A 25,425-nucleotide genomic window follows, 5' to 3' on the forward strand; every position below is an offset into this window, starting at 1 on the left:
CGTTAGCGGCCTTTCCCCTCGGAGAAGCTGATGCGACTGCTCCAGCAACCTTGGCCCCTGAAGCTGATCTGGCTCGTGCTGCTGGGCGAAGCCTGCGCCGCCCTGCTCAACAGGGAATGGATCGTCGGTGCGGTCGCGCTGACGACATTCGGTCTGACCTTGCTTCCGCTCTATGTGGGACGGGTCTCGGGCGTGCACATCCCTTCGGGTTTCCTGGTGGCGATCGCGGTGTTCCTGATGGCGACCCTCTTTCTAGGAGAGATCAGGAATTTCTACGAACGCTTCTGGTGGTGGGACATCGTGCTTCACATCGGCTCCGCCGTGGCCTTTGGCCTGGCCGGGGTCGTGCTGATGCTGATCCTTGTGCGCGGCGAGCGATTGACCGCGGCGCCGATCACCGTGGCCTTTTTCGCCTTCTGCTTTGCGGTCACGGTGGGCGTGTTCTGGGAGATCATCGAGTTCACTGCCGACCAGACGCTGGGCACGAACACCCAGCGGTCCGGGCTGATGGACACCATGTGGGACCTGATCGTGGACTGTCTGGGCGCGCTCGTGGGCGCCGCGGCCGGGTGGATCTACCTCCAGGGCGAGCAGGGCTGGGTCCTGACGGGAACGCTGCGCGAGTTCGTGCGCCGCAACGGACGACTGTTCAGCCCGCGCTGACGCATCGCGCTTGAAAAGCGGAGCGGGGTGGGGCATACGCGCCCCTCTGGCGAGAACGGCTTCACGGCCGCCTCTTGTCTAGGAGTTTAGCTCAGCTGGTAGAGCACCGGTCTCCAAAACCGGGGGTCGTGGGTTCGAGTCCCCCAACTCCTGCCATTCCCCCTGTCGCCGCCGGATGGGACTTCCCATCTGCGGCGACAGGTTCAATTGTTTTGAAGAGCAGCTGATGGCCAAGGCCAAAACTCCCGGCAGGCGTCCCCAGATGGGCGCGGGGCCCCAGACGGTTCCGGCGGCCCAGACGATCGCCGTGGACGCGCCTGCGCCCAAGAAGAAGACCTCGCCCGGTCAGTTCTTCAGCCAGGTCCGCGCCGAGGGCCGCAAGATCACCTGGCCGAGCCGCAAGGAGACCTGGATCACCTCGGTGATGGTCTTCATCATGGTGCTGATCGCCTCGATCTTCTTCTGGATCGTGGACACCGGCCTGGGCTTCGCCTTCCGCTACATCATCGCTCTCGGATCCTGAGAAAGACGCGCCCATGACCGATGCAGCGCCCGCCGCCAATCCGCGCCACAAGTGGTACATCATCAACGCCTATTCGAACTTCGAAAAGAAGGTCGCCGAGCAGCTGCGCGAGCAGGCTCGTCAGCGTGGGCTTGAGGACAAGTTCTCCGAAATCCTGGTGCCGACCGAGGACGTCGTCGAGATCCGCCGCGGCCGCAAGGTGAACTCCGAGCGCAAATTCTTCCCCGGTTATGTGCTGGTGAAGATGGAGATGACGGACGAGGCCTATCACCTGGTCAAGGACACGCCCAAGGTCACCGGCTTCCTGGGCGCAGCCGGCGGCACCAAGCCGCTGCCGGTCTCCGAACGCGAAGTGCAGAACATCATCGGCGCGGTGGAAGAGGGCGTGGAGCGTCCGAAACCCACCATCCGCTTCGACATCGGCGAAAAGGTCAAGGTCACCGACGGCCCCTTCGCCAGCTTCGACGGCTCGGTCGAAAGCGTGGACGAGGACAACGCCCGCCTGCGCGTCGCCGTCTCCATCTTCGGCCGCGCGACGCCGGTCGATCTGGAATACGGCCAGGTGGAGAAGGTCGCGGGCTGATCGGCCGCTGACTACCAGAACCCCTTCGTCACGGTGCTGCGCGCCGCGCCCCCTCTCTATCCTCTATAGTTAGGGGAGTTGACCAAACCTCTTTTCTCCTCCCTGTTCGCGAAGCGAATGGGGAGGTGGATCGTCGGCATAGCCGACGAGACGGAGGGGTTGGATGCCGGCCGCCGCGAAGAGCTACGAACGCGCCCGCACCATGCGAAGGGCTTTGACGCCGCCAGAGGCTAGACTCTGGACGGCGATCAAGAACCAGCGGCTCGGCGTGCGCTTCCGCCGCCAGCATCCGATCGGCCCCTACATCCTCGACTTCTATTGCCCACAGGCGAAGGCAGCGGTCGAGGTGGATGGTCTCATGCACAGCGGCGCGGAACGCGCCGCACATGATGCGCGACGAACCGTCTGGCTGGCGCAGCAGGGTGTTCGCGTCATCAGGATCGAAGCCGTCGCAGTCAGAGACGATCTGCCGTCCGTGATCGACTTCCTTCAGGCCGAACTGACCGGTCGCTGAAGACCCCTCCGTCTCGTCGGCTGCGCCGCCGATCCACCTCCCCATCTCTGCGCGATAGGGAGGAGAAGATTTCTCCTCCCTATCGTCGATGGGGAGGTGGCGCGAGGCGTAAGCCTCGTGACGGAGGGGTTTCCTTTTCCACATCCGTCCGCTATAGGCGCGCCTCCCGCGCATGCGGGGCAAATCCGTGGGAGGCAGCCATGCCGGACCACGGCTCACCGGCCTGATCCCCGATCAGGTCATCCATAGGAGAGTTCAATGGCCAAGAAGATTCTCGGCTACATCAAGCTGCAGGTGCCGGCCGGCTCGGCCACGCCTTCGCCGCCGATCGGCCCTGCGCTGGGTCAGCGCGGCGTCAACATCATGGGCTTCTGCAAGGAGTTCAACGCGCGCACGGAAAAGGAAGCCAAGGGCACCCCGCTTCCGACCGTGATCACCGTCTACCAGGACAAGAGCTTCACCTTTGTCACCAAGACGCCGCCGGCGACCTGGTTCCTGAAGCAGGCCACCGGCCTGAAGTCGGGTTCCAAGCTCGTGGGCCGCGAAACGGCCGGCAAGATCACGCAAACGCAACTGCGCGAGATCGCCGAAAAGAAGATGAAGGATCTCAACGCCAACGACATCGACGCCGCGGCGAAGATCATCGAAGGCTCGGCCCGCGCGATGGGCCTGGAAGTGGTGGAGGGCTAAGCTCATGGCCAAGCAAACCAAGCGCCTCAAGGCCCGCACCGGCGACACCCAGGTGAACATGCCGTTCGCCGACGCCATCAAGGCCGTCAAGGACAACGCCACCGCCAAGTTCGACGAGTCGATCGAGATCGCCGTCAACCTGGGCGTCGATCCGCGTCACGCCGACCAGCAGGTCCGCGGCGTGGTGAACCTGCCCTCGGGCACCGGCCGCGACGTTCGCGTCGCCGTCTTCGCCAAGGACGCCCGCGCCGATGAAGCGCGCGCGGCCGGGGCCGAGCACGTCGGCGCCGAGGACCTGTACGAGCGCATCGCCGGCGGCTTCATGGAGTTCGACCGCGTGATCGCCTCGCCGGACATGATGGCCCTGGTCGGCCGTCTGGGTAAGGTGCTGGGCCCGCGCGGCCTGATGCCGAATCCCAAGGTCGGCACCGTGACCCCGAACGTCGCCCAGGCCGTCAAGGACGCCAAGGGCGGCGCGGTCGAGTTCCGTGTCGAAAAGGCGGGCATCGCCCACGCCGGCGTCGGCAAGGCCTCCTTCACCCAGGAAGCTCTGGAAGCCAACGTCAAGGCGTTCGTGGACGCTCTGAACCGCGCCAAGCCGTCGGGCGCCAAGGGCACCTATGTGAAGCGCATCAGCCTGTCCTCGACGATGGGCCCGGGCTTCAAGATCGACCCAGCTTCGCTCGGCGCCTGAGCCGCGGCGACCGCCACCGGGACGTGAAAGGGCGGCGACCTCAGGGTCGCCGCCCTTTTCTTTTCAGCGGCGATCAACAGCTGTTCGGACAAGCTGTGCCGTTTATTTTGACTGGATGCGAACGGCTGCGCCCGCGGCGCGTTGCACCGGTTCGGATCAAGATTGGGCGGCGATGTTCGGATTTCTGAAGGCAAGGACACAGGGCGAGCCGCTGGACGGCGGTGATCCATGGAAAGGTCGTCTGGCCTTTGGCGCGATCGTGCTGGTGGCCGCCTATTTCACGGTGCAGCTGATTGTCGGGCTGCAGACGCTGTGGCTGCTGATTTTCGGGGCGATTGTCGTCGCCGTGGTGCTGCGGTCCCTGGCCGATCCCATCGTGCGCTGGCTGCGTCTGCCTGATCCCATGGCGGTGTTCGCTTCGCTGCTGATCGTGGTTCTTTTCATAGCCGGCGTGCTGTTCCTGTTCGGCACCCAGATCGCGCAGCAGATCGCCTCGCTATCGGCGGTGCTGCCCCAAGGCGCCGCGCGCGTTCAGGCCTACGTCCTGGCGCAGCCTTACGGGCCTCAGTTGCTGGAGCAGGTGCAGCACCTCGGCGACCGCGCCGGCCAGGCGCTGCAGGTCGCCCAGAAGTTCGCAATGGGCTTCGCCTCGGGCCTGACCACCCTGTTGCTGGTGGTGGTGGCAGGCGTCTTTCTGGCCATCGAACCGGCCAAGTCGCGCGAAGGCATGCTGTCGATCTTCCCGATGGATCGGCGTCCCCGTCTGCGCCAGGTGCTGAACACCTGCGGCATGGCGCTGAAGGGCTGGCTGAAGGCGCAGCTGTTCTCGATGGTCCTGGTGGGCACCCTGACCGGCGTCGGCCTCGCCGTCATCGGCGTGCCCTCGGCGCTGGCGCTGGGGCTGCTCACCGGTCTGGCGCAGTTCGTGCCGATCGTGGGGCCGATCGTCTCCACCGTGCCTGCGGTGCTGGTGGCCACGACCCAAGGGCTCGACACCGTGCTGCTGACGCTGGGCCTCTATCTTGTCGTGTCCCAGCTCGAGAGCAACTTCATCACCCCGATGGTGCAGAAGAACGTCGCCAACCTGCCGGTCGTGCTCGGCATCTTCGCGGTTGTCGGCATCGGCACGCTGTTCGGGCCGCTGGGCGTGCTGTTCGCCACGCCCCTGGCGCTCGTGCTGCACACCCTGGTGACCATGCTGTACCGCCAGGACGTGCTTGGCGATCCCGACGCCAAGGCTCACGGTGAGAAGGGACGCAAGTCCAAGAAGGAATGATCCGTGAACGGACGTCTTGACCCCGCCGCTCGAATGCCGTCTTCGGGCCCCTGAGACGAGGTGTCGCGTTGAAGGGCCCAAGCGTGTGACCAAGAGCAAGCGTTCAAGAAGCTCGGAAACTCGCCAGGTGGCGGCGCTGCCCTGGCGCAAGACCGACGATGGGCTGCAGGTCCTGATGATCACCTCGCGCGAGACCCGGCGCTGGGTCATCCCCAAGGGCGGTCGAATGATCGGCAAGACCGACCATGAAGCCGCCGCGCAGGAGGCGCTGGAGGAGGCCGGCGTCCGGGGCGAGATCCATCCGGACGCGATCGGCTCATTTCGCTACGCAAAACGCCTGCGCACCGGCGCCGAGCGTCAGTGCGTGGTCGCCGTCTATCCGCTGGAAGTCTTGATCCAGCTGGGCGCCTGGCCCGAGGACGGCGAACGCCAGCGGCAATGGATGATGCTCGCCCACGCCGCCGAGGCCGTGCATGAGACCGATCTCGCCGACCTGATCCGCCGCTTCGAACCGCCCGTAGCTGCACCGGACGCCGGCGAGGGGTAGGGCAGGCGCATCGCGCCCGCCCCGTTCGGCGTCAGTTGCCCGACGCGCTCTTGTCCGGGCTGATCTCGGTCATGGCCGACTGCAGATAGTTCTGCTCGCCCAGTTGGCGGATCAGCAGGTGCTGGGTCTCGAGGAAGTCGATGTGCTCCTCGGTGTCCGACAGGATGTGGACCAGGATCTCGCGGCTGACGAAGTCGCGCGCCTCTTCGCACTGGACGATGGCGGGAAGCAGGGTCTCGCGGCTGCCCAGCTCCAGCTGCAAGTCGGCGCCCAGGCATTCAATGGCGTTCTCGCCGATGTGCAGCTTGTGCAAATCCTGCAGGTTGGGCAGGCCGTCCAAAAACAGCACGCGCTTGATCAGCATGTCGGCGTGCTTCATCTCGCCGATCGATTCCTCGTAGATCACCTGACCCAGGTGCTTCAGGCCCCAGCTTTCAAACATGCGGGCATGCAGGAAGTACTGGTTGACCGCCGTCAGCTCGTTGGTCAGCACCGCATTGAGGGTGCGGATGATCGCGGGATCGCCCTTCATGGCCATGGTCCTTTGTCCTGATCGCGCAACCGCGCCGTCAGAGGCTTCCTAGCACAGTAAAAGCGGCTGTGTTTACCTGCGACTATTTATCAGCGCGTTGATAACGCGAACGATTGTCGCTCGCTCTTTCTCTTCTACTCGGCTGCGAGCGCGAAGCTTTCGCGGCTGGACTGAATCATCTGGCGCATCTCGCAGACGCACTTGGCGCACTGCGCCTGGCACCCATGCGAGGCGAAGATGTCGCGGGGCCGCTCGGCGCCCGCTTCGATGGCCTGGGCCACGTCGCGGCGACGCAGGCCATTGCAGTTGCAGACATACACGAGGCGAACACTCACGCAGGCGACTGATAATGGTTCGCTATAGCAGCCGTAGAGGCGATTGCAAATCGTTCGCGGCGATGGATTGCCGTTGACGCGCGCGGCGCGCCGTCGCAGGTCCTCGGCCATGGCTCGCCAACCTCTCGCTCCTGTCCGCCCGCCGTGCCGACTGTATCTCATCACGCCGCCGCACATCGCTCATCTGGACGCCTTCGCCGCGCAGCTGGAGCAGGCGCTGGATGCAGGCGACGTCGCGGCGCTGCAGATCCGGCTGAAGCCGGCGGAGGAAGGCGACATCCGCAACGCCGTGCAGCGGCTCTTGCCCATCGCGCGCGCGATGGGCGTGGCGGTGTTGCTGAACGACCGGCCCGACCTGGCGCGAACGCTGGGCTGCGACGGTGTTCACATCGGACAGGAGGACGCGCCGCTCGCCGAGGCGCGCCGCATCCTGGGGCCTGACGCGATGATCGGCGTCACCTGCCATGCCGATCGCGACCTGGCCTGGGACGCGGCCGAGGGCGGAGCGGACTACGTCGCCTTTGGCGCCTTCTACCCGACCGCCACCAAGGAGACGGCTCACCGGCCGGAACTGGAGCTGTTGTCGACCTGGCAGGAGACCGTGGAGGTTCCCTGCGTCGCCATCGGCGGGATCACCGTCGACAATGCGGCGGCGCTCGCCCGCGCCGGAGCCGATTTCATCGCGGTCTCTGGCGGCGTCTGGGCCCACCCTGACGGTCCAGCGGTCGCCGTGTCGCGATTCGCAGCTGTGCTGGCGGCTGTCGCAGAGGAAATTTAACAAAGATAGGTTTTGTGGAGAATGTAGCCGCTTACCCAAGGCCCTCCCCATGACCCCGAGCACCGCGCTCGACATCGCTGCTTCGAAGGTCCCGCGCTCGCGCAAGGCGCGTATCGAGCGAACCCGCGGGGCGGGCGGGCTGACGTGGACGCTGGCGCCTATCCTCACCGGGGTCGGAGTGGTCGTTCTGATCGGCCTGGCCCTGTCGCTGGCGCGATCTGAGGGGACGGTCGCGGCTTTGTGGGGCGCGGGCGGTCTGGCGACGGCGGTCTGGCTTCGTCAGGGCGGCAGGGGGCGCTCTCTCGACACCGCCTTCTTCGCAGCCATGACCACGGCGATCATGGTCGGCGAACTGCTCGCGGGCAATCCGCCGGCGCTGTCGGCCTTCTTCACGATCGTCAATCTGATCGAGATCGTTGGCGCTGTGGCGATGGCGCGGCGGTTCGCGCCGGCTTTGTCGATGAACACCCTGGAAGACGCCGCGCGCTTGCTGGTCAGCACCGCCGTGCTGCCGCCGCTCGCCGCCGGCCTGGTCGCCTCGATCGGCCTGGGCCTCTTCACCGGCGCGCCGATCCTGCCGAGCCTTCAGACCTGGTGGTTGGGCCACGCCATGGGCATGGCGGTGATCTGCTCCACCGTTATCGCCGCCACGTCGGTCAGCCTGCGCGTGCTCGCCAGGCCGCAACGCGCGCTGGAGGCGCTGGGTCTGCTGGTCGGCCTGGTCGCGCTTTGCCTGTTCGCCTTCACCGGCGGCATGCCGCTGGGCTTTCTGCTGCTGCCGGCGCTGGTTTTGATCGCGCTGCGCTTCCGGGTGCTCGGCGTGGCTGCCGCCATCTGCGTGATCGCCCTGGTCGCGGTAGGCTCTTCGCTGCTCGGGCAAGGTCCCTATCGCGCGGCCGGCGACCTGTCGCAGCAGGTGATGACGGCGCAACTGCTTGTGGTGGTCGGCTATATGCCCTTCACCCTCCTGGCCAGCCTGATCGAGGAGCGGGCGGGGCTGGTCGCCGCCGCCCGACGGGCCCAGCGCCAGGCCGAGATGGCCTCGGCCGCCAAGTCGCGCCTGCTGGCCAATGTGGCGCACGAGATCAAGAGCCCGGTCGCGGGCGTGATCGGCATCGGCGAACTGTGGTCAAAGGGACAGCTGGGCCTTGTCACGCCTCAGCAGGTCGAGATGGCCGACATGCTGGTCCGCACCGCGCGCGAGGTCGAGACCCTGGCGCATGACCTGCTGGACGTGGCGCGCGCCGAGGCGGGGGCTGTCCGCGTCGATCTGCGTCCGACCGACATGTTCGGCGTCATGCAGGACGTTCGCCGCGCCCTGATCCTGCGGCCGGAAGCGCAGGACGTCTCGGTAGAGGTGCAGGGCGAGCCTTCCGCGGCCGTGGCCCTGGCCGATTCGCAGCGCATGGCGCAGGTGCTGACCAACCTGGGCGTCAATGCGATGAAGTACGGTCGCTCCGGCGGACGCGTCATCCTGCGCGCCGTCCGCGAGGACGCCGCAGTTCGTGTAGAGGTGATCGACTTCGGTCCCGGCCTCAGCGCCGAGAAACAGGCGCAGTTGTTCGAGCCCTTCAACCGGCTGGGACTGGAGCGTTCGACGATCGAGGGCCACGGCATCGGCCTGGCCTTGGCGCGCCGTCTGGTGGAGTTGCAGAACGGCGAGATCGGCGTGGTGTCTGAGCCGGGCGAGGGCGCCGCCTTCTGGGTCACCCTGCCGGGCGTCTAAGGCGATGCGACGGGGCTTGTTCTCGACACAAGGGCGGGACAAGCTTCCGCAATGATGTTGATCGCTCTTGTCTCCGCCTTTGCCGTCGCCGCGCCGTCCGGTCAGACCGCGCCGCGCCCGTCCAGCGACCTGACCCGCAGTCTGAACGGCGGACCGGCCGCTCAGTCCGCGGCGCCGGCGCCGGCGCCGACCCGCCCAGCCGCGCCGCCGGCGGCTGTGACGACGCCCGCGCCTGTCGCTACGACTGCGGCCGCGCCACGTGCGCCGGAGGTTGCGCCGCTGAGCGCCGCCGCCATCGCCGCCCTGCCGTTCCGTGCGACCGTGCCGGCGGGCTTTCAGATGATCCAGCGTCCGTCGGGCGCGGACGCCAAGGTCTACGCCATCCAGCGCGGCGGCCAGACCTTTGTCACCGTCTATGCCGGCCCGGCGTCGCAGTTTCCGATCTATGACGGAGAGATGGTCCAGGCGGGCGGGCGCTCTTCGGTCGTGCTGACGGAGAACGGCCAGCGCACCGCCGCCGAGCACCTGTTCCAGCGCCCCTCGGCCCCCAAGGAGATCCACGTCTGGATCGCCAGCCTCGACGGCGCCGACCGCGTCCAGGCCGAGGCGATCGGCCAGGGCGTGGAGCCGCGCTGATCGCCCTCAGCCCTCGGACCACACCGCCAGCTCGCTTCCGGCCGGGTCGCGGAAGTGGAAGCGCCGACTACCGGGGAAAGCATAGATCGCCCGCACGATGACGCCGCCGGCCGCCTCGACCCTGGCCTGCATGGCCTCCAGGTCATGGGCATAGAGGACGGGCAGGGGCTGCGGCGTGGCGGCGGTCGCATCGGCGTCGAAGCCGCCGTCCAACCCCTGCTCGAACGCGGCATAGCTCGGGCCGTAATCGACAAAGGTCCAGCCGAACGCCTCGCCGTAGAACGCCTTGGTCCGCGGCAGGACCCCGCCGGGCAGCTCCAGATAGTCCAGCTTGCCGTCTTCACGCATCGGTGACGCCCCTGTGGTCGGTGTGGTGATCGGTAGAGCTTGCACGATCTCCGACTCTGCGCAAACCTGAGACCGGTTCGCAATCGCAGGTGCGTTCATGATCGTGATGACCACAGGATTGGCGAGTTTGGTGGCGCTGATGCGCGATGCGGAACCCAGTCGCCGCACCCGTCCCGCGCCGCAGCCGTCAAAGCCGCAGCCGCGACGTCAATCGCCGACCTAGCCGCCGATCTGCGCGCGGTGACGCAACAGGGCGTCGGCGAGCACGCAGGCGGCCATGGCTTCCACCACCGGCACGCCGCGCAGGGCGACGCACGGATCGTGCCGTCCCTTGGTGCGCAGGTCGGTTTCCTCGCCGTCGCGCGTGACCGTGCGCCGATGCGTCAGGATCGAGGAAGTCGGCTTGAACGCCACGCGCGCCGTCAGCGGCTGGCCGGTGGAGATGCCGCCCAGCACCCCGCCCGCATGGTTCGACAGGAACACCGGCCGCCCGTCGTCGCCTAGCCGCATCTCGTCGGCGTTGTCCTCGCCCGACAGCCCAGCGGCGCCAAAGCCTGCGCCGATCTCCACCCCCTTGACGGCGTTGATAGACATCAGGGCGGCAGCCAGCTCGGCGTCCAGCTTTCCATACAGCGGCGCGCCCCAGCCGGCGGGCAGGCCGGTGACCTCCAGCGCGACCACGGCGCCGATGGACGAGCCCGCCTTGCGCACCCCGTCCAGATTCGCCTCCCACTCGCCGACGACCTCGGCCGACGCCGCGAACAGCGGATTAGCGTTGACGGCGTCGAAGTCGATGCGGTCGTCCGCGATCCGGTGCGGACCCAGCTGGACCACGCCGGCGCGGATGCGCACGCCGTCGCCGACGACCTTGCGGGCGATCGCCCCGGCGGCCACCCGACTGGCGGTCTCGCGCGCCGAGGATCGCCCGCCGCCGCGGTGATCCCGCACGCCGTATTTGGCCTGATAGGCGTAGTCGGCGTGCCCCGGGCGAAAGGCGCGGGCGATCTCGCCATAGTCCTTGGAACGCGGGTCCTCATTGGGGATCAGGATCGAAATCGGCGTGCCGGTGGTCACCGGTCCCGCGCCGTCGTCGAACACGCCCGACAGGATCTGCGCCGTGTCGCTCTCGTTGCGCTGGGTGACGAAGCGGCTGCCGCCCGGCTTTCTCCGATCCAACCAGGGCTGTATGTCGGCCGCCGTCAGAGGAATGCCCGGCGGGCAGCCGTCGACGACGCAGCCGATGGCCGGCCCATGGCTCTCGCCCCAGGTCGTCACGCGAAACAGATGGCCGAAGGTGTTGTGCGACATGGCTGACGCTTAGGCGGCGAGCCGCTCGGGCGTCCAGACCTTCGTGAACCGCAACAGGCGATCCTCGGCGGGCGAGGGCGCGTCGGAGGCGGGCGTCAGCGTCACGAACAGCCGGCCCAGCGGTCGCCCACCGCGCGCAGGCAGGCCAAGGCCGGGCAGGCACAAGCGTGCGGGTGCGCTCAGACCGGGCGTCACCCAGGCGGAGCGCGGCCCGGCATAGGTCTCCATCTCGATGCGCCCGCCGTCCTCCAGCATCCTCGGCGGCGTCGGCCAGCTCATGAACAGGTCGTCGCCCAAAACCGACAGCCCATCGGCGGGCCGGATCAGCACCGACACCAGATGGTCCGCGCCGCTGTCGCGCAGCCTCAGCCGCTCTCCGGTTCGGAGGCCAGCCGGCGCCTGAACCGCCAGCCGCCGGCCGCAGACCCGCGTCTGGACCGTCGCGCCCCAAAGCGCCTGCAGCGGCGTCAGCACCAGGATCGGCGGCGCCTCCGGCAAGGTGCGCTCAAGCGCAGCGATCGGCGCAGGTTCGGCCCTCTGCAGCAGGCGATAGGCCTCAATGACCTGGCGAAAGCGTTCCGCGTCGCCGCCCGCCTGATCCGGCCGCGCCGCCTTCACCGCCTGGCGGAACGCACCTTTCAGGGCCTGGCTGTCCGCGCCTTCCAGCAGGCCCAGCAGGGCCAGGGCGGCGCGCCGCTGGGCGAGATCGATCCGGGCGGGGGAGGCGGACATGTCCCAATGCTTGGGCGAACAGAGTCAAAGGCCGGTTAACCGTGATGATCGCGGTCGTTTTCACCCGCTTCGGGATTGGCCTAAGCGGTCTTCCTGCGAAGCGGCGAGGGGAGCCAACGGCGGCGGCCGCCGTTAGGTTCTGCATGATCGGAGTCCTGGCCACCGCCCACCAGCCCCAGGTCGCGGCGGCGGAAGCGCTGAACGACGTGCTGCGTCAGGCCGATCGTGCGCGGCCGGTCGCGGTTCTCTGCCACTTCGACGCCGATGGTCTGGCGGCCGGCGCCATACTGGTGCGCGCCCTGTCGCGAGCGGGCTGGTCGGCCACGCCCCTGCCGATCGGCAAGGGCGAGACGGCCTGGGACGAGGCGGTGCGGCGGCGCATCTTGGCTCTCGCTCCGTCAGCCCTGATCGTCGCTGATCTTGGAACGCGCGCCGAGCCGGTGCTGGAGGGCGTGCAGACCCTGGTGGTCGACCACCATACGCCAACCGGAGAGCCCGCGGGCGCCGTCACCCTCAGCGGCCATGGCCTGGAGCCGGAGCCGACCACGGCCCTCTTGGCCTGGTGGGCGGCGGGCGCGCTGGGCGACCAGGCCGATCTGCTGTGGCTGGCCGCTGTCGGCCTGATCGGCGACATGGCCGAGGAACGCGGCTTTCCCGAGCTGGCGGAGGCGCAAGCTCGCTGGGGCAAGACGGCGCTGAGGGACGCGGTGTCCCTGATCAACGCGCCTCGCCGCACGGCCGCCGCCGATCCCTGGCCGGCGTTGAGGCTGTTGCTGAGCGCCGATGGTCCAAAGGCGATCACCAAGGGTGAAGACGTCGACGCCCGCGCCCTGGTCGACGCCAAGCAAGAGGTGCGCGAGGCCATGGAGGCCGCCAAGCGCGTCGCCCCCAGGATCGTCGGCGACGTGGCGATGATCCGTTTTTCTTCCGGATGCCAGGTGCATCCGCTGGTGGCGCAGCAGTGGCGCGGGCGGCTGCGCGACAAGATCGTGCTGGCGGCCAACACCGGCTACCGCCCCGGCTGGGTGCATTTCGCCGCGCGCTCGGCGACGGGCCGCAACCTCATCGACTTCCTGGCCGAGCATCGGCCGCCCGGCGCCGACGACCGCTATGGCAATGGCCACGCCCAGGCGACGGGCGGCGCGCTGAGGATACCTGACTGGAACGCCTTCGTGGCCGATCTCGGCCTGCCCGATCAACAAGTGGACGCATGACCGACCCCGACCGACCGCTCCGCCTCGGCTTTCCCGTCAAGGTCATGGGCAAGCCCGACATGAAGACCCAAGACACCCGGCGCTGGCAGAAGAACCCCCACCTGAAGTGCTCGCTGGAGCTGCTGGACAAGGTGCTGGACTATCTGAAGTCGGAGCGGCTGGACATGTACCGCCTGTCATCGGACATCGCGCCCTACGCCACGCACCCGGACATGCCGCAGTTCCACTCCATGGTGGCCGACAGTGATGCGGAGTTGAGGGCGTTCGGGCAAAAGGCGCGCGACTACGACATCCGCCTGTCGTTCCACCCGTCGCAGTACATCCTGTTGAATGCGCCCAATCCCGAGCTGACCCGAAAGAGCATCTGGGATCTGGCCAGCCAGGCCGAGATGCTGGACCGCATGGAGCTGAACGACGAGGCGGTGATGATCACCCACGTCGGCGGCGTCTATGACGACCACGAGGCCAGTCGCGCCCGCTGGATCGACGGCTGGAACCAGTGCCCGGAGCATGTCCAGCGCCGGCTGGTGCTGGAGAATGACGACATCCGCTTCTCGGCCGCCGACGTGCTGTGGATCCATGAGCGCACGGGCGTGCGTTGCGTCTTCGACTATCAGCACTTCTGGTGCCTGAACCCCGAGCGGGCGGACCTGCGTCAGACGCTGGAAGCCTTTATGCGGACGTGGCCGGCCGGGGTGCGTCCCAAGATCCACTTCTCTTCGCCCCGAACCGAGCTGCGCGAGATCAAGCAGAAGATCACGCCCAAGCAGCGCGAGGCCGCCGCCGCCGGCAAGTCCAGGTCGAAGAAGGGCGATGTGCTGAAGGCGTCGGTCAAGCCGACGGCGCGGATCCGCACGGTGCTGCGCCCGCCGATCTGGACGGGCCATGCCGATTTCACCAATCCGTTCGAGTTCGCGACGTTCATGCGAACTGCGGAGGGGCTGGAGTTCGACGTGATGCTGGAGTCGAAGTCCAAGGACCTGAGCCTGCTGCGGCTGCGGGCGGACATGCTGAGGTATGCGCCTGACGTCGCGGCGCGGTTCGGCATCACCGCCGCCGATGCCCAGCGTCTGGCCGAGGACGAGGCGCTGGTCGATGAAGAGGCCGACAGCGAAGAGGGCGCCGACGTGGACGAAGGCGGACTGGCGGCGAACGGCTGATCCGTCCGCCGCCTCGCGCAGGAGTCAGATGATCGGCTTGCCGCCGGTCACCGCGATGGTCGCCCCGGAAATGTAGCTGGCGTCGTCGGAGGCCAGCAGCACATAGGCGCCGGCCAGTTCCGCCGGCTGGGCGGGGCGGCCGAACGGCACCTGCGAGCCGAAGTTTTCGACCTTCTCGGCCGGCATGGTCGAGGGGATCAGCGGCGTCCAGACCGGGCCGGGGGCGACGGCGTTGGCGCGGATGTGCTTTTCGGCCAACAGCTGGGCGAGGCCGCCGGTGAAGTTCTGGATCGCGCCCTTGGTGGTGGCGTAGGCCAGCAGCTGCGGGCTGGGCGTGTCGGCGTTGATCGAGGCCGTGTTGATGATCGATGCGCCCGGCGGCATGTGCGGCACCGCGTCCTTGGTGATGTAGAACATGGCCGAGATGTTGGTGGCGAAGGTGGCCTCCCACTCCTCGTCGGGAATCTCGTCGATGCTGTCGTAGCTCATCTGGCGGGCGGCGTTGTTGACCAGGATGTCGATGCGGCCAAAGGCGTCCACCGCCCGGCGCACCAGCTCGCCGCAGGTCTCGCGCTTGGAGATGTCGCCGGCGAACAGCTCGCAGCGGCGACCCGCATCCTCGACCAGGCGACGGGTCTCGGCGGCGTCTTCCTCTTCATCGAGATAGGCGACCAGCACGTCCGCGCCTTCACGGGCGAAGGCCAGGGCGACCGCACGGCCGATGCCGGAGTCGGCGCCGGTGATCACCGCGACCTTGTCGGCCAGCCGGCCCGAGCCCTTGTAGGTGGCCTCGCCATAGTCGGGGACCGGGTCCATCGCCTCGCTGGAGCCGGGCCGAGGTTGCTGGGACGTCTTGAACGGGGGCTTGGGATAGTCGCGCATGGAAGATTTCCTGTGGGGAGCCTGAAAGAAGAAGGGGCAACCCACAGATTCGATCGCGGTTCGAGCTTGACCAGCGAATAAGGTGAATGCGTCGGGCGCAGGAACAACACCTCCGCGCACACCGTTCGAGCGGGATGTCAGACCCTGCGAACAAGACCAAGGACGCCGATCCACTCTACGCCGCCCAGACGCCGGGACGGATTCGGGGAGACTTCGCGCCGTCCGACGAACTGCTGATCGACGGGCAGGAGGAGGTCTTCTCTCGCGCCGAGGTCGAGAGCGGCCGGATCGAGCATCAGGCCGGAACGGACTCCCGGCCGGGGGAGGAGCCCGAAAGGGAGGAGTCGCGATGACGCGCTTGTTCGTCGGCCTTGGCGCGGCGGCGATGGGCCTCTGCCTGTCCGCCTGCGATCGGGGAGAAACGCGCGAGGAGGCGCCCGGTCGCCGCAGCGCCGATCCCAGCGCAAACGTCGGCGGCGCCCTGACCGGACCCAAGCCGACGCCGCAGGTCGCCACGCCGGCGCGCAAACCCTTGGCCAATCAGCCGGAACACAGCGGCGACACGGACCAGGAAGCGCGGCGAGACGAGAAGCGCCCCGCCGAGTAGCGCGTCCCGCCCAGGATCAGCGGGCCAGCCCCGCCTTCCAGCGAGGATAGTCCCGCGTCAGCAGCGCCTCGGGCCAGGTCCCGACGTAGTGGTAGCCGTTGCGGCGCTCGAACTCGATGTCCTCCAGCCGTTCATGGGGAACCGAGTCGCGACCCATGTAGACCGGCCGATTGGTCTGCAGATCATAGAACCGCGCCCACAGGCGCTCGCCCGGCGCCGCGATCAACTGGCGGTCCTCGCGTCCGTCCGCGAGTTCGATGGTCTCCAGCCGCAGATCGGGAATGGCCGAGGCCTGGAACCAGGCGACGGCGCCGTCCACCGCCGCGATCATCTCGGGCGACGGATCGGGTCGGCTCATCAGGAAGCGGACGATGCCGACGCTTTCGTTTCCCGAGAGGGATGGCGGTTCGAACCGGCGCGCCCATGCGGGCTCGAAGGTCCGCTCGTCGTGCTGGGCGCACCATGCGGTCAGGACGCCATCCTTGCGGATCTGAGTTTTCAGGATGACGTCGATGCCGGCCTGCACCGCACGTCCGGCCTGATCGCGGCGCTCTGCGTCGACAAAGGCGTAGGGGTCAGCGCCTCGCGCCACATCGCTGAGCAGCGTCAGGATGTGGACCATGGCGTCGTCATTGAAGGTGATGTGGTCGTAGTAGCCGCCGCGCAGCGGATAGAACTGCGGCCAGCCGCCGTGCGGTTGCTGGGCGGCCAGCACATAGTCCAGCCCGCGCAGGAAGGACGCCTCGACCGCCGCATCGTCGCTGGCGCTCGCGACACGAGCCAGGAACGCCATCGGCTGGGTGGTGCCGTTGTTGTCGAAGGTGGGCTCGCTGTGCTCGGCCGAGGCCGACGGAGGGCGGGCAAGGTCGCTGTTCTTGGGCCAGCCGCCTTCCGGCGATTGATGCAGCATCACCGTGCGCGCCATCGCCAGCGCCTGAGGCGAGGCGTACCAGCCAGCCTTCTGCCGCAGCACGGACGAACCCCAGGCGGGCGTTTGCGCGGATGCGCCCACCGACGCCGACAGGATTGCGCCCGCGGCGATCAGCGCGAGCATGACGGACTGCATCTTCATCATCCTCGCAGACAGCATTTGAGAGACGCCCTCGCCACCGGAGATTGGTCCCAGGACTCAGGATCGGCGAACTTCGACCGGAAGCGACACCGGTGTCAACTCGGTCTGACATGAGGCCTTGGCGCGGCCTGAGCCTGTGACTTTATTCAACCTCCAGCTTTGCCGTTCTTAAAGCGTTGTTCAACATCGCCATCCAGGCTGCTCGGCGTCCGGGGCGAGACGATCCCGGCCGGAATCAGCTTCGGGGGAAGCGAATGGGACGTCGGAACGCGATCGATCGCGCGTTCGAACTGGCGCGCACCGGCGCCTATGCGATCGCAAGCGACATACGCTCTGCCCTATCGGGAGAGGGCTATTCTCCGGCGCAGCTGGAGCCGCTGCGGGCGCCCGGTCTCAGGCGAGACCTGATCCGCGTCTGTCGCGAGGCCGTTGGGAACTGAGCGCCATCCGGCGTGGTAAGCACACGAACGACTTGCACCCCAACGGTTAAGCTGCTGTCCTCCTGCCGGGGACGGGGGAGCGGGCGGCATGATCGCAGGTCGATCGAGGGCGGGCCGGCGTCGGCCCGCCGGGATGACGTCGCACCCTGACCAGACGGATCTGGAATCCGCGCCTCGCGTGCTGATCCTGGGCAAATACTATCACCCCTGGCCGGGCGGCATCGAGCATGTCACCCAGGTGCACGCCGAACATCTGGCCACGCGTTGCCGGGTTGAGGTTCTGGTCAATGCAGGCCGAGGCGAGGCTGCGGGCGAGGATCACGTCGGCGGCGTACGGGTGCGCCGGATGCGGACCCAGGCCGTGGTGATGTCCCAGCCCCTGGCGCTGTCGCTGTTGTGGATGATGCGTCCGGCGGACCACGACGAGGTGCATCTGCATGCGCCCAACCCCTACGCGGCGACGGTGCTGTGGCTGAAACGGCTGGCCACGCCCAGAGCGAAACAGCCTCGCCTGTTCGTGATCCATCATGCGGACGTGCAGGGGCGGAGGTTCCCGCGGATGGTGCTGATGCCTCTCTACCGCGCATTGGCACGGGCCGCCGAGCGGGTGGTCGTCACCTCCATGAGGAACTTCGAGGCCTCGCGCGACCTGCCTCGCGACGTCCGAATCGCGGTTCTGGCGCCGTCGGCGAAGCTGGACCAGCACCCGGCCAGCGAAGCGGAAAAGGCTGAAGCGTACGCTTGGCGTCGGGCGCGTTTCGGGGGTCATCCGCTTGTGGGATTTGTGGGGCGGCATGCGCGCTACAAGGGGTTGGAGGTGCTGATCCGGTCGATTGCGATCATGCCCGACGTTCGCGTGGTGATCGCGGGGGATGGACCCTGTCGCGCGCAGGCGGAAGCCTTGGCCGCCGATCTAGAGGTGGCGGACCGCATCGACTTTCTCGGCGAGGTCAGCCACGCCGACAAGGTGCGGCTTCTGCTGGCGGTGGACGTGCTGGCCTTTCCCTCCACCGACAACACCGAGGCGTTTGGCGTGATCCAGCTGGAGGCCATGCTGCTGGGCGCACCTGTCGTCGCCACCCGCCTGCCCACGGGCGTGGCGGACGTGGCGATCGACGGCCTCACGGCCCTGACCTGCGCGCCGGGCGATCCGGACGATCTGGCCGCACGGCTGCGACAGGTGCTGGACGATCCGCTTCTGGCCGAGCGGCTGCGCCGCTGTGCCCGTGCGCACGTGCTGGAGCGGTTCAGCGAGGCCGTTATGCTGACCAAGCTGGATCAGCTGCTTGGCCGGACGCCGGCCCGCAGGACGGCGGCGTGAGCGTCCGGCGCGGGCTGGCGGCGGCGTCGGTCTGGCAGATCGCCAACTACCTGCTGCCGTTGATCACCTTTCCCTATCTGGCGCGCGTGCTCGGAGCCGAAGGGTTTGGGTTGATCGGCATGGCGGCGGCCCTCACCGGGTATGCACTGATCCTCGTGGATTGGGGCTTCTCGTTGAGCGGGGCGCAGGCGGTGGCGCGGATGCGGGACGACGCTCGCGCGACCAGCCATCTGATCTGGGCCACGGTGCTGGCCAAGGCGTGGCTGTGTGCAGCAGGACTGGCCGCGCTGGCCGTCGTGGCGGCTCTTGCGCCCGCCGATCTGCGGCTCGTGTTGCTCGCCTGGGCGCTCGCGGCTCCGGCGGCGGTGCTGAACCTCGACTGGGCGCTGAAGGGGGCGGAGGCGCTGGGGCGCTTCGCCTGGACGTCGGTGGCCGGCCGGCTGCTCGCCTTTCCCTTGGTGTTTCTGTGGGTTCGGGACGCGGGCGATGCGGCGCTGGCGGCGCTGTGCGTCAGCATCGGCGCGCTGGCGACGGCGATGCTGACGCTGTGGCAGGCCCGGGCGATCGGCCTGCTGCGTCGCCCACATCTGGATGCCTGTTCAGCTTGGCGGCAGTTGAAGAGCGGCGCCCATGTGTTCGGCTCGACGGCGGCGATCTCGCTCTACACCAACACCCTGTCCGTCGGACTGGGCCTGATCTCGGGCGCAGGCCAACTGGGCCTGTTCGCCATGGCCGAGCGCATTCGCCGCTCGGCGCAAGGGGCGCTGTCGCCGATCATGACAGTTTTTTTCCCGCGCATGAGCGCGCTGCACGCCAGCGACCCGGCGGCGGCGGGCAGGCTGGCGAAACGTTTGCTGCTGACGCAGGGGGGCTTGGCCGCAGTGCTGGCGCTGCTGCTCGCCGTCCTTGCGCCGGCGCTGGTGCGACTGTTGGCCGGGCCCGGGGCGGACGGGGCCGTGCCGGTCCTGCGGGCCATGGCGCCGCTGATCTTTCTGGTGGGCCTCAACAATGCGCTGGGCGTCATGATCCTGCTGCCGTTCGGGCTGAAGCGTGCGTTCACCAGCGCCATTCTGGCCGGCGGGGCGGTGGGGCTGATCCTGCTGTGGCCGCTGGCGACACGGTATGGCGCGGTGGGGGCGGCCCTGACGGCGGTCGCGGCAGAGGTGGTCGTGGCGGCGGTGATGGGCTGGGCGGCGGCGCGGCGGCTGGGCGAGCTTGGCCTGCGCGATCCGAAGTGTGCCGCCGAGCGAGCGTCGTGAGCCTGACCGTTTCGGTGATCGTGCCGACCTGGCGTCGGCCATCCGACCTGCGCCGATGCCTGACCGCGCTGGCCAATCAAACGCGAGCGGCCGACGAGGTGCTCGTCGTCCACCGGGCAGAGGACGCCGAGACCGTGCGAGTGCTGGAGGAGGCGCCGGCCGGCCTGTTGATCCGAGGCGTGGTCGTGGTGACCGCTGGACAGGTGGCGGCGCTGAACCGGGGGCTGGATCAGGCGCGCGGGCAGGTGATCGCCATCACCGACGACGACGCGGTGCCGCGGGCGGACTGGCTGCTGCGCATCGTCCTGGCCTTCGAGGGTGATCCGACGCTGACGGGCATGGGCGGTCGCGACTGGCTACATGTCGACGGCCGGCCGGAGACGGGTGAACGCCGCGAGGTCGGGCGGGTGCAGGGCTGGGGGCGATGTATCGGCAATCATCACCTCGGCGCGGGCGGGCCGCGCGAGGTCGATATCCTGAAGGGCGCGAACATGAGCTTTCGCCGCGCCCATCTCGGCGACCTGCGCTTCGATGCGCGGATGAGAGGCGAGGGCGCGCAGGTATGCAACGACATGGCCTTCTGCCTTGCCCTGCGACGTGCAGGGCGTCGGCTGGTCTATGATCCGGCCGTGGCTGTCGACCACTTTCCCGGCGTCCGCCATGACGCCGATCAGAGACGGGGCTTCTCGGCGGAGGCGCAGGCGAACCGGGCGCACAACGAGACCCTGGCGCTGCTGGCGTTCCTGCCGCGAGGAAGACGGGCGGTGTTCCTGGTCTGGGCGCTGCTGCTCGGCACGCGGGCCAATCCCGGGCTGCTGCAGGGGCTGAGGTGGACGCTGTGGGCCGGACCTCGTCAAGCGGCGGCGCGAGTGAGAGCGACCGTCGCTGGCCGCGTCGCCGGCTGGCGGACATGGCGCGCCTCATCGAGGGAGGCGGCGTGAAGGCGCGGTCGGAATGGCTGGCCGCGATGCTTCCGCTGGGTCTGACGGCGGCGATGGTCGCGGCCGGGCTCGGGGGGTGGCTGACGTGGGTCTTCACGCCCGTGGCCCTGACGGTCGGGCTTTGGCTGTACGAGCGGGCGCCGTCTCGGGGGTTCCTGCGCTTCTGCTATGTGCTGTGGATGGTCGCGCCGTTCGTGCGGCGGCTGGCGGACTGGCAGGGCGGGCGGCACGACCTCAACCCGATCATGCTGGCGCCGGCGCTGGTCACCGGGCTCGGCCTGCTCAGCGCCCTGCGCGCAGGACCACAACTGTTCGGTCGCGGATTTCTGCCGTTCAGCGTGGCGGCGCTGGCATGCCTGTACGGCGGGGCGCTGGGGCTGTCGCAAGGCCTGGGTGCGGCGGCGCTGTTCGGCCTGCTGAACGCCTTGGCGCCGGTCGCCCTGGCCATCCACATCCTGGTGCTGAGGCGCGACGCCGATCATGCGGCGGCGGCCGTGTTCAACACGCTGGCATGGGGCGGGATGGCGATGGGCGCTTACGCCGTTCTTCAATACCTGTCGCCGCCCCCTTGGGACGTGGCGTGGATGCGCACGGCCGAGATCGCCTCCATCGGCCGCCCCGAGCCACTCCAGGTGCGGGTGTTCGGGACGATGAACGCGCCGGGGCCATTCGCCGTGATGATGTCCGCCTGTGTTCTGGCCATGCTGGCGGGCGCCGGTGGGCGCGCGCGGTGGCTGGGCGGGCTGGCGGGCGGCGCCGCCCTGGTGCTGTCGCTGGTGAGGTCGGCCTGGGGCGGATTGATCGTGGGCGTCGGCGTACTGGCCGCATTGGGTTCGGCGCGGCGACGGTTGCGGTATCTGGCGGCGGGAGGCGCGCTTCTGGTCGTCGGGACGGCGCTGCTGGCTTTCGGACCGGGCGAGGGGGTGAGGAGCCGGATCGGCGGGCTGGCGCGGCTGGACCAGGATGTCAGTCTTCAACAGCGCGCGACCTTCCATGCCGAGATGACGATGGAGGTGTTGGCCAACCCGGTCGGGCGTGGGCTCGGCGGCACCGGCGTGGCGACGCGGTTGAGCACGGAGGGCGCGGAGCTCGGCGCGCGGGGGTCTTTCGACAGCGGCATACTGGATCTCCTGTTCACCTATGGCTGGGCGGGGGCGGTGATGTTGGCGGCGGTGGTCGCGATTGCGGTCGGGGCGCTCCGGTCGGGCGGGAGCGGCGCGGGGGCGCAGCTTGCTGCGGCGATCGTGATCGAGACCACGGTGCAGCTGTTGTTCTTCAACGTCCTGGGCGGGGCGACAGGCATGCTGGTGTTCCCCGTCGCCGCTCTGGCCTTGGCGCTCGCCGACCCAGAATGCGGGGCGCGGGCGTGAGGACGCTGCAGATCGGGCTGGAATGGTTGCCGGAGCGTGCGGGCGGGCTGCCGCGCTATTTCCACGATTTGATGAGGGCCGCGCCCGGACATTTCGAGGCGACGGGTCTGGTTGTGGGATCAGCCGAGGTCGCGAGAGCGACCGGCGGTCGGGTGCGGAGTTTCGCACCCGCGTCGGCCTCGCTGCCGATGCGGCTGCTGGGCGCGCGGCGGGCGATCGCAGCGGCCATGCGCGACGATCCGCCCGATCTCGTCGCCAGCCACTTCGCGCTCTCGGTGCTGACGGCGCTGGACAAGATTCGCATTCCGCATGTCGTGCATTTCCACGGACCGTGGGCGGCGGAGGGCTTGGCGGAAGGACAGGGCGTGTGGCGGCGCGAGGCCAAGCGAGCCCTGGAGCAGACGGTTTATTCCCGCGCCGACGCCCTTGTCGTGCTTTCCGAAGCGTTCGGGCGGGTGCTGCACGAGGATTATGGGGTCGCGGCCGGGCGCATTCACGTCGTGCCCGGCGGGGTGGACGCCGCGCGCTTCGACGTGGCTGAGAGCCGCGCGGAAGCGCGCTATCAGCTCGGCTGGCCAAGGGATCGGCCGATCCTCTTGACGGTGCGGCGGCTGGTGCGGCGCATGGGGTTGGAGGTGCTGATCGAGGCGATGGCGGAGGTCGTGCATCGCCACCCGGACGTGTTGCTGCTGATCGCCGGGCGAGGCCCGTTGGAGGCGGAACTGCGGGCGCGGATCGAGGCGAAGGGCCTATCGGCGAACGTGCGGCTGATCGGCTTTCTGCCGGAGGAGGCGCTGCCGTTCGCCTATCGCGCGGCCGATGTCGGCGTCGTGCCCAGTCAGGCGCTGGAAGGATTCGGCCTGGTGGCGCTGGAGTGTCTGGCGGCGGGGACGCCGGTGGTGGTGACGCCGGTCGGCGGCCTGCCGGAGGCTGTGGGGCCGTTAACTTCGCTGGTGTGCGAGGATGCGAGCGCGGGAGCCTTGGCCGAGCGGATCGAGGCGATGGTCGAGGGCGTGGGGCGACCCAGCGCCGCCGCTTGCCGCGCCCATGCCCAGGCGCACGACTGGGACGTGATCGCCGGACGGGTGGCGGAGGTCTATCGCAAGGTGCTGGCGCGATGAGGCCGCCCGCCGTGCTGTTCGTGGACCAGTCGGGCGAGCTGGGCGGGGCCGAGCTGTCGCTGCTCGACATCGTGCGGGGGCACCACGGGCTTTCGGTGGTCTGTCTGTTCGGCGACGGGCGGTTCGGAGATCGGCTGCGCGAGGCGGGCGTGCCGGTGCGTACTATCGGTCTGGGCGCGGCGGCGAACGTCCGGCGAAGGTCGGGCATACGCGCGCTGCTGGCGGCGCCCGCGCTGATGGCGGCCGTGATCCGGCTGGCCTGGATGGCGCGGGCGTTCGAGGTGATCCACGCCAATACGATGAAGGCCTTTGTGGTGGCGGCGCTGGGGCGGCCGCTGCACCGGCGGCCGGTGGTGTGGCATCTGCGCGACCTGCTGACGGACGAGCATTTCGGAGGGCTGACGCGGCGCGGCGTGGCCCGGTTGGGGCGTATGGCCGCCGCCGAGGTCATCGCCAACTCGACCGCCACGGCCGAGGCGCTGAGGCAGGCGGGCGGGCCGCGCGCCCGCGTGATCCACAACGGCGTGGATGCGAGCCTGTTCGAGAGCGGGAATCGCGTCTCGGCGCGGAAATCGCTGCTGGCGGACACGGGCTTGGCGGCCGGCCAGCCGACCGTCGGCATCTTCAGCCGACTGGCCGAGTGGAAGGGGCAGGCGGTGCTGCTGGAGGCGCTGGTTCGCCTGCCGGACGTTCAGGCGATCCTGGTCGGCGGGCCGCTGTTCGGGGAAGAGGCCTATGAAGCCGAGCTGAGATCGGTGATCGCAACGAGGGGCCTGGGGGCGCGCGTGCGGATGCTGGGCTTTCGGTCGGACGCGCCCCGGCTGATGGCGGGAGTGGATGTGGCGGTGCACGCCTCGGTGGCCGCCGAGCCTTTTGGACGCGTCATCGTCGAGGCCATGCTGGCGGGAACGCCGGTGATCGCGACGCGCGCAGGAGGGGCGATTGAACTGGTCGAGGACGGCGAGACGGGTCGGCTGGTCGCGCCAGGCGATCCGGAAGCGCTGGCGGCGGCGATAGGGGCGCTGGTGGACGATCCGGCGCGGGGGCGACGAACGGCGGATCGGGCCAGAACGGCGGCGCGGGCGCGGTTCTCGCTGCAGCCCTGCCTTGAAGCCGTCGAAGCGGTCCTAGCGGAGGTCCGGGACGACAAGCGGAGCCTTTAGCCGGCTTGGCCGTTAAGCGACGGAACCGTGGAGCCAGACCATGCGCCGTCGCCTTGTTGTTCTGCTGTCCGCCAGCGCGCTTCTATCGGCCTGCGGCGCGCCTGAGCCGGAAGGTCCGGCGCCGGTCGAGCCCTCGGCCGCTCCGCCGCCGGGAGCAGCCGTCGCCGCGTCTACAGGGGCGGTGACCTACGCCTGCGAAAGCGGGCAGGCCGTGACCGCGACCTATCCCAACGCCGACAGCGCACAGGTGGCCTATGGCGGTCGGACCTATGCGACGCGCAGCGTGCAGGCCGCCAGCGGCGCGCGCTACGTCGGTGAAGGCGTCGAGTGGTGGACGGCCAGCCGCGACGGGCAGGAGAGCGCGACGCTGAGCCGCCTGGGTCCGGACGGACAGACGGCGGTGGCGGTGCTGGAGCGTTGCACGCGGCCGACGGCGGGCGCGGCGCCGCAGACGCCGCCCGGACAGACACCGGTCGTCGCCGTCACGCCGGGGCAAGCCGGGTCGGCCGCGCCCTGTCGCGCCGCGCAACTGCGACTGTCGGAGGACGGCGGCGATGCGGGCATGGGGCATCGTGTCAGCATCGTCGGCGTACAGAACACCGGCGCCCAGCCCTGCAGCCTGCTCGGCTATCCGACGGTAACGCTGCAGGACGCGCGTGGGGGGCCCTTGAGCCAGGTGCGCGCCCAGCAGAACCCCGGCAGCTATCTGCGGGCGGGCCAGTCGCCCGGTCCGGTGACGCTGGCGGCGCAAGGAAAAGCCTTCTTTGACCTCGCCTGGACCGTCGTGCCGAACGAAGGCGAGGGCGAGACGACCTGTCCCGGCGCCGCGCGCGTGCGGGTCGCCGTGCCGAACGATGCGACGCCGCTGAGCCTCGACAAGAGCTTCACGCCGTGCGGCCGCAAGATCGAGGTCAGCCCCTTCCGTGCGGAGGCCGAGCCGGATCGCTGACGATCGGCCAAGCTGGAAACGTCGCGCGTTTCGGCGTAACC

General features: G+C 68.9%; 30 protein-coding genes and 1 tRNA gene. 24 read left to right on the forward strand and 7 right to left on the reverse strand.

Translation table 11 applies throughout. The annotated features are described in order from the left end of the window. The first annotated feature begins 30 nt into the window (after positions 1 to 30). The 9 genes from KY493_RS03770 (at position 31) to KY493_RS03810 (ending at position 5,490) form a co-directional block, all read left to right on the forward strand. Entirely contained in the window at positions 31 to 663 is a 633-nt protein-coding gene (locus KY493_RS03770; RefSeq protein WP_219897657.1) for a hypothetical protein, read from the forward strand. A gap of 80 nt (positions 664 to 743) precedes the next feature. Further along, a tRNA-Trp gene (locus KY493_RS03775) sits at positions 744 to 819 on the forward strand. A gap of 70 nt (positions 820 to 889) precedes the next feature. Then, positions 890 to 1,186, forward strand: a complete 297-nt coding sequence (gene secE / locus KY493_RS03780) for a preprotein translocase subunit SecE (protein ID WP_219897659.1) — start codon at positions 890 to 892, stop codon at positions 1,184 to 1,186. A gap of 13 nt (positions 1,187 to 1,199) precedes the next feature. Next, on the forward strand, positions 1,200 to 1,769 hold the full coding sequence (gene nusG, locus KY493_RS03785; RefSeq protein ID WP_219897660.1) for a transcription termination/antitermination protein NusG: 570 nt from the start codon (positions 1,200 to 1,202) through the stop codon (positions 1,767 to 1,769). Positions 1,770 to 1,932: 163 nt separating this feature from the next. After that, complete coding sequence (locus tag KY493_RS03790) at positions 1,933 to 2,283, forward strand: endonuclease domain-containing protein (RefSeq protein WP_219897661.1); 351 nt, start codon at positions 1,933 to 1,935, stop codon at positions 2,281 to 2,283. Positions 2,284 to 2,541: 258 nt separating this feature from the next. Continuing rightward, positions 2,542 to 2,973, forward strand: coding sequence for a 50S ribosomal protein L11 (rplK, locus tag KY493_RS03795; RefSeq protein ID WP_219897662.1), 432 nt, complete (start codon positions 2,542 to 2,544; stop codon positions 2,971 to 2,973). Positions 2,974 to 2,977: 4 nt separating this feature from the next. Beyond that, positions 2,978 to 3,667, forward strand: a complete 690-nt coding sequence (gene rplA / locus KY493_RS03800) for a 50S ribosomal protein L1 (protein WP_219897663.1) — start codon at positions 2,978 to 2,980, stop codon at positions 3,665 to 3,667. 172 nt (positions 3,668 to 3,839) lie between these two features. Next, positions 3,840 to 4,943 (forward strand): AI-2E family transporter, encoded by a 1,104-nt coding sequence (locus KY493_RS03805; protein WP_219897664.1) that lies wholly within the window; start codon positions 3,840 to 3,842, stop codon positions 4,941 to 4,943. Positions 4,944 to 5,070: 127 nt separating this feature from the next. Next, a complete protein-coding gene (locus KY493_RS03810; protein WP_255568010.1) occupies positions 5,071 to 5,490 on the forward strand; it encodes an NUDIX hydrolase in 420 nt (139 codons plus the stop codon). 31 nt (positions 5,491 to 5,521) lie between these two features. Here the strand turns inward: KY493_RS03810 and bfr are convergent, their stop codons facing one another. Together bfr and KY493_RS03820 are read right to left on the reverse strand one after the other, a co-directional pair. Continuing rightward, on the reverse strand, positions 5,522 to 6,022 hold the full coding sequence (bfr, locus tag KY493_RS03815) for a bacterioferritin (RefSeq protein ID WP_219897666.1): 501 nt from the start codon (positions 6,020 to 6,022) through the stop codon (positions 5,522 to 5,524). Positions 6,023 to 6,156: 134 nt separating this feature from the next. Continuing rightward, positions 6,157 to 6,342, reverse strand: a complete 186-nt coding sequence (locus KY493_RS03820; RefSeq protein WP_219898311.1) for a bacterioferritin-associated ferredoxin — start codon at positions 6,340 to 6,342, stop codon at positions 6,157 to 6,159. Positions 6,343 to 6,466: 124 nt separating this feature from the next. On the opposite strand from KY493_RS03820, the gene thiE reads away from it, so the two are divergent. From thiE to KY493_RS03835, 3 genes are read left to right on the forward strand one after another with little or no spacing between them, the layout of a single operon-like run. Beyond that, positions 6,467 to 7,135: a thiamine phosphate synthase gene (gene thiE, locus KY493_RS03825; protein WP_219897667.1), complete on the forward strand. Its 669-nt coding sequence runs from the start codon at positions 6,467 to 6,469 to the stop codon at positions 7,133 to 7,135. Between the two features lie 49 nt (positions 7,136 to 7,184). Beyond that, the gene (locus KY493_RS03830) at positions 7,185 to 8,861 is read left to right on the forward strand and encodes a HAMP domain-containing sensor histidine kinase (protein WP_219897668.1); all 1,677 of its coding nucleotides are present in this window, start codon (positions 7,185 to 7,187) and stop codon (positions 8,859 to 8,861) included. Between the two features lie 51 nt (positions 8,862 to 8,912). Further along, positions 8,913 to 9,497, forward strand: coding sequence for a hypothetical protein (locus KY493_RS03835; RefSeq protein WP_219897669.1), 585 nt, complete (start codon positions 8,913 to 8,915; stop codon positions 9,495 to 9,497). A 6-nt stretch (positions 9,498 to 9,503) separates the two neighbouring features. Here KY493_RS03835 and KY493_RS03840 read toward each other — a convergent pair whose 3' ends face one another. The 3 genes from KY493_RS03840 to KY493_RS03850 all read right to left on the reverse strand — a co-directional run bounded on the left by KY493_RS03840 (position 9,504) and on the right by KY493_RS03850 (position 11,885). After that, positions 9,504 to 9,845, reverse strand: a complete 342-nt coding sequence (locus tag KY493_RS03840) for a VOC family protein (RefSeq protein ID WP_219897670.1) — start codon at positions 9,843 to 9,845, stop codon at positions 9,504 to 9,506. Between the two features lie 219 nt (positions 9,846 to 10,064). Then, positions 10,065 to 11,153 carry a chorismate synthase gene (gene aroC / locus KY493_RS03845; protein ID WP_219897671.1) on the reverse strand — a complete coding sequence of 363 codons (1,089 nt, stop codon included), beginning with the start codon at positions 11,151 to 11,153 and terminating at the stop codon, positions 10,065 to 10,067. 9 nt (positions 11,154 to 11,162) lie between these two features. After that, on the reverse strand, positions 11,163 to 11,885 hold the full coding sequence (locus KY493_RS03850; RefSeq protein ID WP_219897672.1) for a DnaJ C-terminal domain-containing protein: 723 nt from the start codon (positions 11,883 to 11,885) through the stop codon (positions 11,163 to 11,165). A gap of 143 nt (positions 11,886 to 12,028) precedes the next feature. Here KY493_RS03850 and KY493_RS03855 point away from each other — a divergent pair, with 143 nt between their 5' ends. Continuing rightward, complete coding sequence (locus KY493_RS03855; protein WP_219897673.1) at positions 12,029 to 13,099, forward strand: hypothetical protein; 1,071 nt, start codon at positions 12,029 to 12,031, stop codon at positions 13,097 to 13,099. Beyond that, positions 13,096 to 14,259 (forward strand): UV DNA damage repair endonuclease UvsE, encoded by a 1,164-nt coding sequence (gene uvsE, locus KY493_RS03860; protein ID WP_219897674.1) that lies wholly within the window; start codon positions 13,096 to 13,098, stop codon positions 14,257 to 14,259. The genes KY493_RS03855 and uvsE overlap by 4 nt, the downstream gene beginning before the upstream one ends. Before the next feature lie 24 nt (positions 14,260 to 14,283). On the opposite strand, the gene KY493_RS03865 is transcribed toward uvsE, so the two are convergent. Beyond that, entirely contained in the window at positions 14,284 to 15,141 is an 858-nt protein-coding gene (locus tag KY493_RS03865; protein ID WP_255568012.1) for an SDR family oxidoreductase, read from the reverse strand. A gap of 134 nt (positions 15,142 to 15,275) precedes the next feature. Between KY493_RS03865 and KY493_RS03870 the strand changes: the two genes are divergently transcribed. Further along, positions 15,276 to 15,494 (forward strand): hypothetical protein, encoded by a 219-nt coding sequence (locus KY493_RS03870; RefSeq protein ID WP_219897675.1) that lies wholly within the window; start codon positions 15,276 to 15,278, stop codon positions 15,492 to 15,494. After that, entirely contained in the window at positions 15,491 to 15,748 is a 258-nt protein-coding gene (locus KY493_RS03875) for a hypothetical protein (RefSeq protein WP_219897676.1), read from the forward strand. Before KY493_RS03870 ends, KY493_RS03875 begins: the two co-directional genes overlap by 4 nt. 16 nt (positions 15,749 to 15,764) lie before the next feature. Here KY493_RS03875 and pelA read toward each other — a convergent pair whose 3' ends face one another. Next, positions 15,765 to 16,814 (reverse strand): pectate lyase, encoded by a 1,050-nt coding sequence (pelA, locus tag KY493_RS03880; protein ID WP_255568013.1) that lies wholly within the window; start codon positions 16,812 to 16,814, stop codon positions 15,765 to 15,767. A 260-nt stretch (positions 16,815 to 17,074) separates the two neighbouring features. On the opposite strand from pelA, the gene KY493_RS03885 reads away from it, so the two are divergent. From KY493_RS03885 to KY493_RS03920, 8 genes are all read left to right on the forward strand, one after another. Next, positions 17,075 to 17,260: a hypothetical protein gene (locus tag KY493_RS03885; protein ID WP_219897677.1), complete on the forward strand. Its 186-nt coding sequence runs from the start codon at positions 17,075 to 17,077 to the stop codon at positions 17,258 to 17,260. Between the two features lie 133 nt (positions 17,261 to 17,393). Continuing rightward, positions 17,394 to 18,581, forward strand: a complete 1,188-nt coding sequence (locus KY493_RS03890) for a glycosyltransferase (protein WP_219897678.1) — start codon at positions 17,394 to 17,396, stop codon at positions 18,579 to 18,581. After that, on the forward strand, positions 18,578 to 19,840 hold the full coding sequence (locus KY493_RS03895; RefSeq protein ID WP_219897679.1) for an oligosaccharide flippase family protein: 1,263 nt from the start codon (positions 18,578 to 18,580) through the stop codon (positions 19,838 to 19,840). Before KY493_RS03890 ends, KY493_RS03895 begins: the two co-directional genes overlap by 4 nt. Continuing rightward, positions 19,837 to 20,781 (forward strand): glycosyltransferase family 2 protein, encoded by a 945-nt coding sequence (locus KY493_RS03900; protein ID WP_219897680.1) that lies wholly within the window; start codon positions 19,837 to 19,839, stop codon positions 20,779 to 20,781. The genes KY493_RS03895 and KY493_RS03900 overlap by 4 nt, the downstream gene beginning before the upstream one ends. Next, entirely contained in the window at positions 20,751 to 22,151 is a 1,401-nt protein-coding gene (locus KY493_RS03905) for a hypothetical protein (RefSeq protein ID WP_219897681.1), read from the forward strand. Before KY493_RS03900 ends, KY493_RS03905 begins: the two co-directional genes overlap by 31 nt. Beyond that, on the forward strand, positions 22,148 to 23,272 hold the full coding sequence (locus KY493_RS03910; protein ID WP_219897682.1) for a glycosyltransferase family 4 protein: 1,125 nt from the start codon (positions 22,148 to 22,150) through the stop codon (positions 23,270 to 23,272). The genes KY493_RS03905 and KY493_RS03910 overlap by 4 nt, the downstream gene beginning before the upstream one ends. Further along, positions 23,269 to 24,435, forward strand: a complete 1,167-nt coding sequence (locus KY493_RS03915) for a glycosyltransferase family 4 protein (RefSeq protein WP_219897683.1) — start codon at positions 23,269 to 23,271, stop codon at positions 24,433 to 24,435. Before KY493_RS03910 ends, KY493_RS03915 begins: the two co-directional genes overlap by 4 nt. Positions 24,436 to 24,475: 40 nt before the next feature. Further along, the gene (locus KY493_RS03920) at positions 24,476 to 25,384 is read left to right on the forward strand and encodes a DUF4232 domain-containing protein (protein ID WP_219897684.1); all 909 of its coding nucleotides are present in this window, start codon (positions 24,476 to 24,478) and stop codon (positions 25,382 to 25,384) included. The last annotated feature ends 41 nt before the right edge of the window (positions 25,385 to 25,425 follow it).

Source organism: Brevundimonas sp. PAMC22021 (assembly GCF_019443405.1).
In the GTDB taxonomy this organism is placed as follows: domain Bacteria; phylum Pseudomonadota; class Alphaproteobacteria; order Caulobacterales; family Caulobacteraceae; genus Brevundimonas.

What these genes read in the sequence shown, in the direction of transcription:
- thiE (WP_219897667.1), top strand. Translation starts at nt 6,467, where the DNA reads ATGGCTCGCCAACCTCTCGCTCCTGTCCGCCCGCCGTGCCGACTGTAT.
- nusG (WP_219897660.1), top strand. Translation starts at nt 1,200, where the DNA reads ATGACCGATGCAGCGCCCGCCGCCAATCCGCGCCACAAGTGGTACATC.
- KY493_RS03830 (WP_219897668.1), top strand. Translation starts at nt 7,185, where the DNA reads ATGACCCCGAGCACCGCGCTCGACATCGCTGCTTCGAAGGTCCCGCGC.
- rplA (WP_219897663.1), top strand. Translation starts at nt 2,978, where the DNA reads ATGGCCAAGCAAACCAAGCGCCTCAAGGCCCGCACCGGCGACACCCAG.
- rplK (WP_219897662.1), top strand. Translation starts at nt 2,542, where the DNA reads ATGGCCAAGAAGATTCTCGGCTACATCAAGCTGCAGGTGCCGGCCGGC.
- KY493_RS03855 (WP_219897673.1), top strand. Translation starts at nt 12,029, where the DNA reads ATGATCGGAGTCCTGGCCACCGCCCACCAGCCCCAGGTCGCGGCGGCG.
- KY493_RS03805 (WP_219897664.1), top strand. Translation starts at nt 3,840, where the DNA reads ATGTTCGGATTTCTGAAGGCAAGGACACAGGGCGAGCCGCTGGACGGC.
- aroC (WP_219897671.1), bottom strand. Translation starts at nt 11,153, where the DNA reads ATGTCGCACAACACCTTCGGCCATCTGTTTCGCGTGACGACCTGGGGC.
- KY493_RS03920 (WP_219897684.1), top strand. Translation starts at nt 24,476, where the DNA reads ATGCGCCGTCGCCTTGTTGTTCTGCTGTCCGCCAGCGCGCTTCTATCG.
- KY493_RS03770 (WP_219897657.1), top strand. Translation starts at nt 31, where the DNA reads ATGCGACTGCTCCAGCAACCTTGGCCCCTGAAGCTGATCTGGCTCGTG.
- uvsE (WP_219897674.1), top strand. Translation starts at nt 13,096, where the DNA reads ATGACCGACCCCGACCGACCGCTCCGCCTCGGCTTTCCCGTCAAGGTC.
- KY493_RS03915 (WP_219897683.1), top strand. Translation starts at nt 23,269, where the DNA reads ATGAGGCCGCCCGCCGTGCTGTTCGTGGACCAGTCGGGCGAGCTGGGC.
- KY493_RS03790 (WP_219897661.1), top strand. Translation starts at nt 1,933, where the DNA reads ATGCCGGCCGCCGCGAAGAGCTACGAACGCGCCCGCACCATGCGAAGG.
- KY493_RS03890 (WP_219897678.1), top strand. Translation starts at nt 17,394, where the DNA reads ATGACGTCGCACCCTGACCAGACGGATCTGGAATCCGCGCCTCGCGTG.
- bfr (WP_219897666.1), bottom strand. Translation starts at nt 6,022, where the DNA reads ATGAAGGGCGATCCCGCGATCATCCGCACCCTCAATGCGGTGCTGACC.
- KY493_RS03905 (WP_219897681.1), top strand. Translation starts at nt 20,751, where the DNA reads ATGGCGCGCCTCATCGAGGGAGGCGGCGTGAAGGCGCGGTCGGAATGG.
- KY493_RS03835 (WP_219897669.1), top strand. Translation starts at nt 8,913, where the DNA reads ATGATGTTGATCGCTCTTGTCTCCGCCTTTGCCGTCGCCGCGCCGTCC.
- KY493_RS03840 (WP_219897670.1), bottom strand. Translation starts at nt 9,845, where the DNA reads ATGCGTGAAGACGGCAAGCTGGACTATCTGGAGCTGCCCGGCGGGGTC.
- KY493_RS03865 (WP_255568012.1), bottom strand. Translation starts at nt 15,141, where the DNA reads ATGCGCGACTATCCCAAGCCCCCGTTCAAGACGTCCCAGCAACCTCGG.
- pelA (WP_255568013.1), bottom strand. Translation starts at nt 16,814, where the DNA reads ATGCAGTCCGTCATGCTCGCGCTGATCGCCGCGGGCGCAATCCTGTCG.
- KY493_RS03885 (WP_219897677.1), top strand. Translation starts at nt 17,075, where the DNA reads ATGGGACGTCGGAACGCGATCGATCGCGCGTTCGAACTGGCGCGCACC.
- secE (WP_219897659.1), top strand. Translation starts at nt 890, where the DNA reads ATGGCCAAGGCCAAAACTCCCGGCAGGCGTCCCCAGATGGGCGCGGGG.
- KY493_RS03875 (WP_219897676.1), top strand. Translation starts at nt 15,491, where the DNA reads ATGACGCGCTTGTTCGTCGGCCTTGGCGCGGCGGCGATGGGCCTCTGC.
- KY493_RS03850 (WP_219897672.1), bottom strand. Translation starts at nt 11,885, where the DNA reads ATGTCCGCCTCCCCCGCCCGGATCGATCTCGCCCAGCGGCGCGCCGCC.
- KY493_RS03870 (WP_219897675.1), top strand. Translation starts at nt 15,276, where the DNA reads ATGTCAGACCCTGCGAACAAGACCAAGGACGCCGATCCACTCTACGCC.